Annotated in this window: 14 protein-coding genes; 11 read left to right on the top strand and 3 right to left on the bottom strand. The window is 66.0% G+C overall.

The features are described 5' to 3' along the window. Nucleotides 1–38 precede the first annotated feature (38 nt). Nucleotides 39–959: a cation diffusion facilitator family transporter gene (locus CHB88_RS01560; RefSeq protein WP_089397522.1), complete on the bottom strand. Its 921-nt coding sequence runs from the start codon at nucleotides 957–959 to the stop codon at nucleotides 39–41. Between the two features lie 285 nt (nucleotides 960–1,244). Here CHB88_RS01560 and CHB88_RS24130 point away from each other — a divergent pair, with 285 nt between their 5' ends. Then, on the top strand, nucleotides 1,245–1,505 hold the full coding sequence (locus CHB88_RS24130) for a hypothetical protein (protein WP_143131101.1): 261 nt from the start codon (nucleotides 1,245–1,247) through the stop codon (nucleotides 1,503–1,505). Between the two features lie 198 nt (nucleotides 1,506–1,703). On the opposite strand, the gene CHB88_RS01550 is transcribed toward CHB88_RS24130, so the two are convergent. Then, a complete protein-coding gene (locus tag CHB88_RS01550) occupies nucleotides 1,704–2,198 on the bottom strand; it encodes a methylated-DNA--[protein]-cysteine S-methyltransferase (RefSeq protein WP_089397520.1) in 495 nt (164 codons plus the stop codon). Between the two features lie 191 nt (nucleotides 2,199–2,389). On the opposite strand from CHB88_RS01550, the gene CHB88_RS01545 reads away from it, so the two are divergent. The 10 genes from CHB88_RS01545 to CHB88_RS01505 all read left to right on the top strand — a co-directional run bounded on the left by CHB88_RS01545 (nucleotide 2,390) and on the right by CHB88_RS01505 (nucleotide 10,725). Then, complete coding sequence (locus CHB88_RS01545; protein ID WP_089397519.1) at nucleotides 2,390–3,565, top strand: substrate-binding domain-containing protein; 1,176 nt, start codon at nucleotides 2,390–2,392, stop codon at nucleotides 3,563–3,565. 118 nt (nucleotides 3,566–3,683) lie between these two features. After that, nucleotides 3,684–4,481: an ABC transporter ATP-binding protein gene (locus CHB88_RS01540; RefSeq protein ID WP_089397518.1), complete on the top strand. Its 798-nt coding sequence runs from the start codon at nucleotides 3,684–3,686 to the stop codon at nucleotides 4,479–4,481. Then, nucleotides 4,478–5,215 (top strand): ABC transporter ATP-binding protein, encoded by a 738-nt coding sequence (locus tag CHB88_RS01535; protein WP_089397517.1) that lies wholly within the window; start codon nucleotides 4,478–4,480, stop codon nucleotides 5,213–5,215. Before CHB88_RS01540 ends, CHB88_RS01535 begins: the two co-directional genes overlap by 4 nt. A 104-nt stretch (nucleotides 5,216–5,319) precedes the next feature. Then, nucleotides 5,320–6,279 carry a branched-chain amino acid ABC transporter permease gene (locus CHB88_RS01530; RefSeq protein WP_245844694.1) on the top strand — a complete coding sequence of 320 codons (960 nt, stop codon included), beginning with the start codon at nucleotides 5,320–5,322 and terminating at the stop codon, nucleotides 6,277–6,279. Then, nucleotides 6,276–7,349 carry a branched-chain amino acid ABC transporter permease gene (locus CHB88_RS01525; protein ID WP_089397516.1) on the top strand — a complete coding sequence of 358 codons (1,074 nt, stop codon included), beginning with the start codon at nucleotides 6,276–6,278 and terminating at the stop codon, nucleotides 7,347–7,349. Before CHB88_RS01530 ends, CHB88_RS01525 begins: the two co-directional genes overlap by 4 nt. Nucleotides 7,350–7,357: 8 nt before the next feature. Further along, nucleotides 7,358–8,197 carry an alpha/beta fold hydrolase gene (locus tag CHB88_RS01520; protein ID WP_089397515.1) on the top strand — a complete coding sequence of 280 codons (840 nt, stop codon included), beginning with the start codon at nucleotides 7,358–7,360 and terminating at the stop codon, nucleotides 8,195–8,197. An 85-nt stretch (nucleotides 8,198–8,282) separates the two neighbouring features. After that, nucleotides 8,283–9,053: a hypothetical protein gene (locus CHB88_RS01515; protein ID WP_089397514.1), complete on the top strand. Its 771-nt coding sequence runs from the start codon at nucleotides 8,283–8,285 to the stop codon at nucleotides 9,051–9,053. A 71-nt stretch (nucleotides 9,054–9,124) separates the two neighbouring features. Further along, nucleotides 9,125–10,342 (top strand): MFS transporter, encoded by a 1,218-nt coding sequence (locus CHB88_RS01510; protein ID WP_089397513.1) that lies wholly within the window; start codon nucleotides 9,125–9,127, stop codon nucleotides 10,340–10,342. A gap of 10 nt (nucleotides 10,343–10,352) precedes the next feature. Beyond that, nucleotides 10,353–10,481, top strand: a complete 129-nt coding sequence (locus CHB88_RS25790; protein WP_281254967.1) for a hypothetical protein — start codon at nucleotides 10,353–10,355, stop codon at nucleotides 10,479–10,481. A 25-nt stretch (nucleotides 10,482–10,506) separates the two neighbouring features. Continuing rightward, nucleotides 10,507–10,725: a DUF3717 domain-containing protein gene (locus CHB88_RS01505; RefSeq protein ID WP_089397512.1), complete on the top strand. Its 219-nt coding sequence runs from the start codon at nucleotides 10,507–10,509 to the stop codon at nucleotides 10,723–10,725. A gap of 16 nt (nucleotides 10,726–10,741) precedes the next feature. On the opposite strand, the gene CHB88_RS01500 is transcribed toward CHB88_RS01505, so the two are convergent. Then, entirely contained in the window at nucleotides 10,742–12,247 is a 1,506-nt protein-coding gene (locus CHB88_RS01500) for a B12-binding domain-containing radical SAM protein (RefSeq protein WP_089397859.1), read from the bottom strand. Nucleotides 12,248–12,410 lie beyond the last annotated feature (163 nt).

Genomic DNA, 12,410 nt, shown 5'->3' with positions numbered 1-12,410 from the left:
TGCGTGGCCGAGATGCCGCGCATCGCCTTTTCGCTTCTTCAGGTCGCCGACTTTTCCACGTCCGGCTCGAAGAAGCACCAGCGCACCTGCGGCCAGCGCCTCTGGATATCTTCTTCCACGCGATTGATCGCATCCACCAGCATGGCATCGGACTGCTGGGATCGCATCTTGGCCTGCACCGCCACCATCAGCGATTCTCCCCATTGCAGCGTGATCAGGTGCAGCACCTTTTCCACTTCCGGCCGTCCTTCGATGTGGGAACGGATGGCGCGCCGGATTTCGGGCGCGGCGGATTCGCCGGTGATCATCGCCTTGACCTCATGCGTGATCATCACCGCCACCACCATCAGCAGCACGCCGACGGCAATCGAACCGCAGGCGTCCCAGAGCGGATTGCCGGTGACCATGGTCAACAGCACGGCGATGAAGGCGATGCACAGGCCGGCCAGCGCGGCGATGTCCTCGCCGGCGACCACCAGCAATTCCGATTGCCTCGTCTCGCGGAACCAGCGCAGAAAGGGTTTGCCGCCCGCCACCTTGCGGATCTCCTTCATCGCCCCGCGCAGCGAAAAGCCTTCCAGCAGCACCGAGATGCCGAGCACGGCCAGCGCCACATAGGGATTGCTGATCGGCCCCGGATGACGCAAATGGGAAATGCCCTCCATGACCGAAAAGGCCCCGCCGACGAAGAACAGCAGCAATGCGACCATCATGGCCCAGAAGTACACCACGCGGTTGTAGCCCATGGGATGAAACTCGTCGGCAGGCTTTTTCGCTTCCCGCAGACCGATCAGCAGGAAGATCTGGTTGGTGCAATCCGCCAGGGAGTGGATGGCTTCGGCGAGCATGGCGCCGGAGCCGGTGTACAGGGCGGCGGCGAACTTCGAGACCGCAATGCCGCCATTGGCGCCGAGGGCATAGAAGATGGCCTTGGTTGATCCTTCCGAATGCGATGACATAGACCTCCGGGTGCATGCAGTCATGGGCGCCGGAGCATGAACCGGGCTTGCTCCGCGCGCAGATGACATATAGGCAATGGGCAGGCGCTTTTGTTCACTGCGGCTCGCCGCAGCCGGCATGGCGTTTCATTGAAAAACGCGATGCCGTGGAACAGTTTTGTTCCGCAGATAACAAAATGGAAAACCTTGGAACTTTCCCCGGAGGTTAGATTCTACTAGGCGCATGCATGCAAACTTGGCATGAAAATCTGTTCATGCTTCACCGAATTATTTTTGGAGAAACACATGATGAAATGGACCATCCCTCTGGCATGCGCCCTGGTTCTGGCCGCATGCAGCTCCACCGGTCGCACCGGCATGATGGGCTCTGGCAGCTCCAGCACCGGCGCATCTTCTTCGAGCATGGGCTCGGGCACCTCGGGCGCGATGGGCACCTCGTCCACCGCTGGACCGAACCGTTCCTCGACCGGCGCTACCGCAGCCGGCGGTGATTCCGGCTCCGGCGGCTCGGGTTCGGGCGGCGGTGCAGGCGGCGGCTCCCGCTGATTCACCCGTAGCCAGTAGGGTACTTGGTCAGGGCGGTGCTGCCGCCCTTGCCTGCCCTGCGCCTGTCCGCCTGGCTTGCTTCAAGCGAAGACGAGGGCGCGACAGCATCGCCCAGGCCTTCACGCCAACATCGGCTTTTCTTCCCGAGCCCGTCGTTTCGCCGCCTCCATTCCGCGGCCCGACGACCGAATCACCGGCTCAGCCTTCCCGTACCAGAGAGACTTCCTGCTCCAGCGCGAGCAGCGCCTGCTTGCGCGTCAAGCCGCCGGCATAACCGGTCAATGCGCCCGAACTGCCGAGCACCCGATGACAGGGCAGTACGATGCAAAGCGGGTTGCGGCCGATCGCCGTGCCCACCGCCCGCACCGCCGACGGCATGCCGATCGCCTGGGCGACGGCGGCATACGTGGTGGTGCAGCCGTAGGGCAGCGTACGCAGGTGGCGCCATACCGTCTGCTGGAATGCCGTGCCCGGCAGGTCGAGGTCGAGGTCGAAGGTTTGCGCGCGGCCGCTGAAATAGGCATCCAGCTGCTGCGCCGCTTCCCGCAGCACGGCATGCCCGTCGATGCGCGCCCATCCTTCGGCGCCGCGGAAGTGCTTATGCTCATCGAAATACAGGCCGCACAGGCCGTCGTCGGTGGCGGCGAGCGTGATCGGCCCCAAGGGGCTGGTTCGAACGGTGTAGTGAATCATCACGGACTCCCAAATCCTTCCATCCACGATGCGGCAATCCTCTTGACGCCGCTCTGCCATGGTAGTTTTACTACTTTGCATCAGGATTGCATTGCTGTAACCTGAAACGAAACTTGCCGCATTCCGCCGGGTGCAAGGCCCGGGCAAGGATAAGGACAAGTCAAAATATATAACGATAGAGAGGAAGACGCATGAGACATCATCTGCTCGCGGCAGTTGCCGCGCTCTGCTGCGCCGCAAGCGGCGTTCACGCCAAAGACATCAAAATCGCCCACGTGTATGACAAGACCGGCCCGCTGGAAGCCTACGCCAAGCAGACCCAGGCCGGCCTGCTGATGGGCCTGGACTACGCCACCAACGGCACGATGCAGGTCAACGGCAACAAGCTGGTGGTGATCGAAAAGGATACCCAGGGCAAGCCCGATGTCGGCAAGTCTCAGCTCGCGTCCGCCTATGCCGACGACAAGGCCGACATCGCCGTCGGCCCGACCAGCTCCAACACCGCGCTGGCGATGCTGCCGGTGGCGGAGGAGTACAAGAAAGTGCTGCTGGTGGAACCGGCGGTGGCCGACGCCATCACCGGCGACAAATGGAACCGCTACATCTTCCGCACCGGCCGCAACTCTTCCCAGGACGCCATCTCCAATGCCGTCGCCCTGGATCATGAGAACGTCAGCATCGCCACGCTGGCGCAGGACTACGCCTTCGGCCGCGACGGCGTGAAGGCCTTCAAGGATGCGCTGAAGAAGGCCAAGATCGTGCATGAGGAGTACCTGCCGACCAGCACCACCGACTTCACCGCCGGCGCCCAGCGCCTGTTCGATTCGCTGAAAGGCAAGCCGGGCCGCAAGGTGATCTTCATCATCTGGGCCGGTGCCGGCAATCCGTTCAAGATCGCCGACCTCGATCCGAAGCGCTACGGCATCGAGATCGCCACCGGCGGCAACATCCTGCCGGCCATGGCGGCCTACAAGAACTTCCCCGGCATGGAAGGCGCGACCTACTACTACTTCGGCATCCCGAAGAACCCGGTCAACAACTGGCTCGTGACCGAGCACTACAAGCGCTACAAGTCGCCGCCCGATTTCTTCACCGCCGGCGGCATGGCGGCCGGCATCGCGCTGGTGGAGGCGCTGAAGAAGACCAATGGCGACACCGGCAGCGAGAAGCTGATCACCGCCATGGAAGGCATGAGCTTCGACACGCCCAAGGGCAAGATGACCTTCCGCAAGGAAGACCATCAGGCGCTGCAGTCGATGTACCACTTCAAGATCAAGGCCGACCCCGCCTTCGCCTGGGGCGTGCCGGAACTGGTGCGCGAGATCAAGCCGGAAGAGATGAACGTGCCGATCCGGAACAAGCGCTGATATCGTTCACCGCATGCGCCGCCCGGCGCGTGCGGCCGCCGTCCGGCTACCAACGGCCGGTCGGCGGCCAGCATCATCCGCCCGTCCGTGACATTGCCGCTTTCAGGCAAAGGAAATCATGCTCCAACACGAACCCGAGTCCGCGTCGCGCCCAGGCTCCCTGGAAACGCGCGACCTCACCATCCGCTTCGGCGGCCATGTGGCGGTCAACGCGGTGTCCTGCCGCTTCGCGCCCGGCACGCTGACGGCCATCGTCGGCCCCAACGGCGCCGGCAAGACCACCTACTTCAACCTGATCTCGGGCCAGCTGCACGCCAGCGCCGGCCAGGTGCTGCTCGACGGCCGCGACATCTCGTCGCTGGCCGCTTCCGCGCGCACCCATGCCGGGCTCGGCCGCGCCTTCCAGCTCACCAGCCTGTTCCCCAACCTGAGCGTGCTGGAGAACGTGCGCCTGGCGCTGCAGTCGCGCCGCAGAATCGGCCTCGACATGTGGAACGTCTGGACCCGCCACGGTGCCCTGATCGAGCGCGCCGACGAACTGCTGGAAAGCGTGGCGCTGCAGGCGCGGCGCGACGCGCCGGCGGCTTCGCTGCCGCACGGCGACCAGCGCAAGCTGGAGGTGGCGCTGCTGATGGCGCTCGATCCGCAGGTCTACATGTTCGACGAACCCACCGCCGGCATGAGCGTGGACGAGGTGCCGGTGGTGCTGGACCTGATTCGCAAACTCAAGGCGCGGCGCGACAAGACCATCCTGCTGGTGGAGCACAAGATGGACGTGGTGCGGGAGCTGGCCGACCGCATCATCGTGCTGCACAACGGCACCCTGATGGCCGACGGCGAGCCGGAGGCGGTGATCGCCTCGCCGGTGGTGCAGCAAGCCTATCTCGGCCAGGCGCCGGTGGAGGAAGCGGCATGAGCGAAAACATCCTCAGCCTCAAGGGCGTGCACACCCATATCGGCGCGTATCACATCCTGCACGGCGTGGACCTGGACGTGCCGCGCGGCCAGCTGACCATGCTCCTCGGCCGCAACGGCGCCGGCAAGACCACCACCCTGCGCACCATCATGGGCCTGTGGCAAGCCTCGCAGGGCAGCATCCGGTTCGACGGCCGCGACATCACCAGGCGCGGCACACCCGACATCGCCCAGCTCGGCATCGCCTACGTGCCGGAGAACATGGGCATCTTCGCCGACCTCTCGGTGCGCGAGAACATGCTGCTGGCGGCGCGCGGCGCGCGCAGCATCGCCGACATCGACACCGCCCGCCTGGAGTGGATCTTCGGCCTGTTTCCGGCGATGAAGAAATTCTGGCTGCATCCCGCCGGCAAGCTGTCCGGCGGCCAGAAGCAGATGCTGGCGGTGTCGCGCGCCATCGTCGAGCCGCGCAAGCTGCTGCTGATCGACGAGCCGAGCAAGGGCCTGGCGCCGGCCATCATCGCCAACATGATCACCGCCTTCCGCGAACTGAAGCAGACCGACACCACCATCCTGCTGGTGGAGCAGAACTTCAACTTCGCCCGCCAGCTCGGCGACAGCGTGGCCGTGATGGACGACGGCCGCATCGTGCACCGCGGCCCGATGGCGGAGCTGGCGGAGAACGAGGAACTGCAGACCCGACTGCTCGGCCTGTCGCTGGCCGCGCACCAATGAGGAAGATCACCATGGAACAAGCCACTCCCGTGGAAACGGCAGCGCCGATTCAGGCCGCGCCCGCCGTCCATGCCGCGCCGCCGGCGCCGAGGCGCATCGACTGGATGCCGCTGCTGCTGGTGCCGCTGCTGGCGCTGGCGGCCCTGCCCTTCGTCGGCTCGGCGCCGACCTGGGTCACGCTCACGGCCGCCGGCCTGGCGATGGGCATGATCATCTTCATCATCGCCTCCGGCCTGACGCTGATCTTCGGCCTGATGGACGTACTCAACTTCGGCCATGGCGTGTTCATCGCGCTCGGGGCCTTCGTCGCGCTGTCGGTGACCGGCGCTATACCAGAGTGGATAGAAGCCGACGATCTGGGCCGCAATCTTGCCGCGATCGGCCTGGCGATGGCCGCTGCCATGCTCGCCGCCGGCGCCATCGGCCTGGCGTTCGAGCGGGTGCTGGTGCGGGTGGTCTATGGCCAGCACCTGAAGCAGATCCTGATCACCATGGGCGGCATGGTGATCGGCGAAGAACTGATCAAGGTGGTGTGGGGCCCGGCGCAGCAGCCGCTGCCGCTGCCGGCGGCGCTGCGCGGCTCGGTGCTGCTCGGCGATGCCGCCGTCGAGAAATACCGCCTGATCGCCATGGCGGTGGGGCTTGTCGTGCTCGCCGTCCTGCTGCTGGTGCTGAACCGCACCAAGCTCGGCCTGCTGATCCGCGCCGGCGTGCAGGATAGGGAAATGGTGGAGAGCCTGGGCTACCGCATCCGCCGCCTGTTCGTCGGCGTGTTCGTCGCCGGCTCGGCGCTGGCCGGACTGGGCGGGGTGATGTGGGGCCTGTATCAGCAGAACGTGGTGCCGCAGATGGGCGGCCAGGTCAACGTGCTGATCTTCATCGTCATCATCATCGGCGGCCTCGGCTCCACCACCGGCTGCTTCCTCGGGGCGCTGCTGGTCGGGCTGATGGCCAACTACACCGGCTTCCTGGCGCCGAAGCTGGCGCTGTTCTCCAACATCCTGCTGATGGTGGCCGTGCTGCTGTGGCGCCCGCAGGGCTTCTTCGCGGTGACCAACCGATGATGACCCGACTCCTCTCCCGCGATCTGCCGCGCAGCCGGGCGCTGGCGGCGCTCCTGGCCGTGATCGTGCTCGGCCTGGCGCTGGCCCCCTTCCTGTTCCCCGGCGCCAAGGCGCTCAACGTGGCCGCCAAGATCCTGATCTTCATCGTGCTGGTGGCGAGCTACGACCTGCTGCTCGGCTATACCGGCATCGTCTCCTTCGCCCACACCATGTTCTTCGGCATCGGCGCCTACGGCGTGGCCATCGCCAGCGCCAGGCTCGGCCCCGGCTGGAGCAGCCTGCTGCTGGGCGCCGGCGGCGCGCTGCTGCTGTCGGCGCTGCTGTCGCTGGTGATCGGCCTGTTCTCGCTGCGCGTGCGCGCCATCTTCTACGCCATGATCACGCTGGCGGTGGCTTCCGCCTTCCAGACCCTGGCTTCGCAGCTGTCGGAAATCACCGGCGGCGAGGATGGCCTCAACTTCAAGCTGCCGGACGTGCTCTCCCCCGCCTTCCAGCTCAGCGAGAACCCGCTGTTCGGCGTATCGCTCGACGGCCGGCTGATCACCTACTACCTGGTGTTCGCCATCGCGCTGCTGCTGTTCCTGGCCATGCTGCGCATCGTCAATTCTCCCTTCGGCCGGGTGCTGCAGGCGATCCGCGAGAACGATTTCCGCGCCGAGGCGATCGGCTACCGCACTGTCGTGTACCGCACCTGGTCCAACGTGCTGGCCGCCCTGTTTGCCACCCTGGCCGGCTGCCTGCTGGCGCTCTGGCTGCGCTACAACGGGCCGGACACCTCGCTGTCCTTCGAGATCATGATCGACATCCTGCTCATCGTCGTCATCGGCGGCATGGGCACGCTGTACGGCGCGGTGTGCGGCGCCACCTTGTTCCTGCTGGCGCAAAGCTACCTGCAGGACCTGATGGGCATGGCATCCGCCGCCACCGCCTCGCTGCCGCTGCTGCCGGCGCTGCTGTCGCCGGACCGCTGGCTGCTGTGGCTGGGCATCCTGTTCGTGCTGTCGGTGTACTTCTTCCCCACCGGCATCGTCGGCAAGCTGCGCGCCGCCCGTCTCGCGAAGAAGTCGTGAGAGACGCCATGAACCAGCCATCCTCCCGCTACGTGCAGTGCCAGGGCCGCGAGATCCACTTCGTCGAATGGGGCAGGCCGGACGCGCCGCCGCTCCTCATGTGGCACGGCCTGGCGCGCACCGGGCGCGATTTCGACGACCTGGCGGCCGCCCTCGCCGACCGCTATCGCATCGTCTGCCCCGACACCCTGGGCCGCGGCTTCTCGCAATGGAGTCCTGATCCGGACAAGGAATACTGCCTCGCCTTCTACGCCGAACTGGCGCGCGACCTGGCCGACCAACTCGGCATGAAGCAGCTGCGCTGGGTCGGCACGTCCATGGGCGGCGCCATCGGCACGGTGGCCGGCGCCACCACGCTCAAGGGCCGCATCAGCCACCTGGTAATCAACGACAACGGCCCGGCGCTGGCGCAGGCGGCGATCGAGCGCATCAAGGCTTATGCCGGCAATCCGCCCGCCTTCGCCACCATGGCGGAGTTCGAGCAATTCCTGCGCACCGTCTACAAGCCTTACGGCTGGCAGAGCGATGCCCAATGGCGGCGCATGGCCGAGACCTCGGCGCGCCGCCTGCCCGACGGCCGGATCGCGCCGCATTACGATCCGGCGATGGTGCGGCAATTCATCGTCCATCCGCGGGATTACGACCTGTGGCCGGCCTACGATGCGCTGGACATGAAGGTGATGGTGCTGCGCGGCATCGATTCCGACCTGCTGCTGCAGGAAACCGCAGAGGAAATGACCCGGCGCGGCCCGCGCGCCCGTCTGGAAGTCATCCCCGGCTGCGGCCATGCGCCGGCGCTGAACGTGCCGGAACAGATCGGGCTGGTGGCGGATTTCCTGGCGGATTGAAAGCGGCGCCCGCCGCCTTCGATGCAACCAGAACGGAGCGACACACTCAAACGCAGACGAAAAACAAGCGGAACCGGGAGGAAACATGCCAACGCGCTTCGTGATCGTTTGCCTGCTCCTGACGCTGGCGGGCTGCGCCAACCAACAGCCACCACCCGCCATGCCCGCGGCCGCGCCCGCGCCCGCTCCCGCGCCGCGGGCGGAGGATGAACAGGCCCAGGCCATCCTCGCGGCCTTCCGCGAGGACATCGCCGCCTGCCAGGCCTTCACCGCCGCCGCCAAGGGCGATCCCGGCTTCATCGATGCCTTCCTCGCGGAAGACCGGCGCCGCGCCCAGCCTACCGCCGCCTTCCTGGCGCAATCGCCCAAGGCGAGCGATCCCGCCTACCGCTATGTGCTGTCGCACCAGCATTACCTCGACATCGGCGTCGACTATCACGGCATGCCCTGGGCCGCCTCCTGGGTGGAAGGCCAGGCCATCTACTGCGCGCCGACCTTCCGCCGGCTGGACGAAATTGAAGCCTTGGGTGAAACCGGGGCCGGCTGGGAAGTGCGGCGCTTCTTCCTTGACAAGGCGCTGGCCGGCCTGGGCCGGCCGACCGATCCGATCGCCGACGGCAGACTCGACGACCGCACTTTCGAATCCCTGGTGCAGGATGCGGCGCGGCGCTACCGCGGCCCGCTGCAGCCGGCCTTCCGTTCCTGGCTGCAGCAGGCAGTGGCCCGGCTGGAGCAGCAGCGTCAGGACAGCCCAGGGGCGGACCGGCGCTCGGCGCGCGCCAGCCAGTCGGCGGTCGGCCGGCGCATCGCCTTCCTGCGCGGCCTGCATCCGGCCATGGAGTCTTCGGGTTTTTGAAGGAACCTGCGCCCGGTGCGGAAAACCGCTTTGCGCTACACTCGGACTTCAACCGATAACAAGAGACAGCCATGCTCACCGTCGACCGCGCCCCTTCCTTCAAAACCGTGCTCATCGCCAGCGGCCTCGTGCTGACGGTGTCGATGGGCATCCGGCACGGCTTCGGTTTCTGGCTGCAGCCGATTTCCCAGGCGCACGGCTGGACCCGTGAAACCTACTCCCTGGCGCAGGCGCTGCAGAACCTGCTGTGGGGCGCCTTCGGCCCCTTCGCCGGCATGGCCGCCGATCGCTTCGGCACCGCCCGCGTGGTGCTGCTCGGCGCGCTGCTCTACGCCGCCGGCCTGCTGTGGATGGCCATGGTCGACCAGCCGACGGTCTACGTCATCGGCGTCGGCATCCTGCTCGGCGGCGCGCTGGCCTGCTCCAGCTTCGGCGCGGTCACCGGCATCGTCGGCCGGGTGGCGCCGGAATCGCGCCGCTCCTGGGCCTTCGGCATTTCCGGCGCCGCCGGCTCCTTCGGCCAGTTCGCGCTGATGCCGATCGAGCAGCAGCTCATCTCCACCTCCGGCTGGCAGGGCGCGCTCTACATCCTGTCGGCGGCGGTGCTGCTGCTGATGGTGCCGCTGGCGCTGCAGCTGCGCGAGCCGCCGCCGCAGAAAAGCGGCGGCCCACAGCAGAGCATCGCCGAAGCCATCCGCGAAGCCTTCTCGCACCGGCCCTTCCAGCTGCTGGTGGCCGGCTATTTCGTGTGCGGCTTCCAGCTCATGTTCATCGGCGTGCACATGCCGTCCTACCTGAAGGACAAGGGCCTGCTCGATCCGACGGTGGCGGTGATGGCGCTGGCGCTGATCGGCCTGTTCAACATCTTCGGCTCCTACTATGCGGGCAAGCTCGGCGGCCGCTTCCCCAAGCGCTACCTGCTCTCCACCATCTACTTCACCCGCGCGGTGCTGATCACCCTGTTCCTGCTGGCGCCGCTGACGTCGTGGTCGGTGTACATCTTCGCCGCCGGCATGGGCCTGCTCTGGCTCTCCACCGTGCCGCTGACCAATGGCGTGGTGGCCGGCATCTTCGGCGTGCGCTATCTGTCGATGCTGTCCGGCTTCGTGTTCTTCTCGCACCAGGTCGGCAGCTTCCTCGGCGTGTGGCTGGGCGGCTACCTGTTCACCCTGCAGGGCAGCTACAACACGGTCTGGCTGATCACCGTCGGCCTCGGCCTGTTCGCCGCGCTGATCAACCTGCCGATCAACGAAAAGCCCATCGCGCGGGCACAGCCCGCCACTGCCTGAGGAGAGCGCCATGCCGGTCCGGATCAAGCAGCTGCTCATCGCCGTCGCGGCGGCGCTGATCCTCGCCGTGGCCTTCGCCGGCTATCTGCAGCCGGCCTTCGTGGTGGACCTGGCCAACCGCATCATCCTGTGTTTCTGAGCGCGCATTCAGGGAGATAAAAACGATGGAGATCACGCTCGCCGAACTCGAACAGGCCATCAACCACTGGCGCCAGCTGCGCCCGTCCAGCGGCGAGGAAAGGGCGCTGTCGCCCGAGGTGGATGCGCTGGCCACGCTCTACGCCACCATGATCTTCCATCACGCGAAAAGCCTGCCGCTGGAATCGGTGGATGCAAACTTGCGCAACCTGATTGACGCGTGGCGCGTGCAGCAACCGCAGTAGGTTTCCATTCCTCTCGTCAGGCGGCCGCATGCCGCTGCTGGCGCGGCAGGGCGGCGGCATCCGCCTTGACAGCCTTTTCCGCCTTGCCGGCATTTTTCCCCGGCTTGCCCGCCTGCCCCGCATAGTCGTTCGCCAGCGCCGCTTCGGCTTCCTTTTCCAGTCCCTGCAAGCGCAGCCATTTCCCGACCAGCGCCGCCAGCTTGTCGAGCGCAATGCGGTGGGTGGCATCGGTCTGGGCGTAGAGCCAGTCCGACAGCGCCATGAAATGGGCGAAGGGCGCATCGCGCAGGATCAGCGGCAGGGTATGTGCGAAGCGGCCGGAGTTGGCCACCAGGTCCCAGTAGCGGGCGAAGCGCACCAGGCGCTGCATGCTGGCGAAGTCGATGCGGTCGGTGGCGAGGATGCTGTAGGGCGGATAGGGATCGAACACCAGGCCGTAGGCGTCGGTATGGCGGATGATCGGCGTGCCGCGCAGCCGCTTCAGGATGCCGAACTGGATCTCGTGCGGCCCCAGCGCCACCAGCTTGTCGAAGCCGGCGGCGAAGCTGGCGATGTCTTCGCCCGGCAGGCCGGCGATCAGGTCCACATGCAGATGGGCCTGGGTATGACTGCACAGCCAGCGGATATTCTCCGCGGCCTTTTCATTGTTCTGGCGCCGGCTCACCAGTGTCTGCACATTGGGATTGAAGCTCTGGATGCCGATCTCGAACTGCAGCGTGCCGGCTGGGAATTTCAGGATCGCCTCCTTCAGCGCATCCGGCAGATGGTCCGGCACCACCTCGAAATGGGCGTAGACCGGATCGTCGGGATGCGCCGCCAGCTTGTCGAGGAAGAACTGCATGATGCGCAGGCTGGACTTGATGTTGAGATTGAAGGTACGGTCCACGAACTTGAACAGCCGCGCCCCGCGCGCATGCAGCGCCTCCAGTTCGGCGAGGAAGGCATCGAGGTCGAACGGCCAGGCGGTCTTGTCCAGGGATGACAGGCAGAATTCACATTTGAATGGACAGCCGCGCGAGGCTTCCACGTACAGGGTGCGGTGGGCGATGTCCTCGTCGCTGTACTGCGAATACGGCAGCCTGATCTCTTCCAGCGGCGGTTGCGCGCCCGCATGGATTTTCATCAGCGGCTTCGGGCCATGCAAAATCTGCCGGCACAGCGCGGGAAAGGTGACGTCGCCCCAGCCGGTGACCAGGTAATCCGCCAGCTGCACGATGCGCTGCTCCTGCGGCTCGTACGACACCTCCGGCCCGCCCAGCACGATCACCACCTGCGGCGCCACCCGCTTGAGCATCGCCACCACCCGGCTGGTTTCTTCCACGTTCCAGATATAGACGCCGAAGCCGATGATCTTCGGTTGGTGCGCCAGCAGCCGCTCCACCACGTCAGAGGTCTTCGCGCCGATGACGAACTCCTGCAGCCGCGTCACCGGCTGCAGGTCGCCCATGTTGGACAGCAGGTAGCGCAGGCCTAGGGAGGCGTGGGTGTAGCGGGCGTTGAGGGTGGAGAGGAGGATGGTCATGCTGGGGTGGCGGGGATGGGCAGGCGCCATTGTACGCGAGGAGGCAGCTCAATCTGCAGGCCAGTTTTTAAAGGACTAGTGCACTTGATGTCCTGCATCGCCTTGAAAGAAGGATACTGCTTAAAGGTAAGAATGCCGCTCTGAGCGCTCGGTGCCGACGCGC

Source organism: Noviherbaspirillum humi, from assembly GCF_900188095.1.
GTDB lineage: Bacteria > Pseudomonadota > Gammaproteobacteria > Burkholderiales > Burkholderiaceae_D > Noviherbaspirillum > Noviherbaspirillum humi.
The sequence above is the reverse complement of the archived record's forward strand: the minus strand, read 5'-3'. Positions and strand labels throughout refer to the sequence as shown.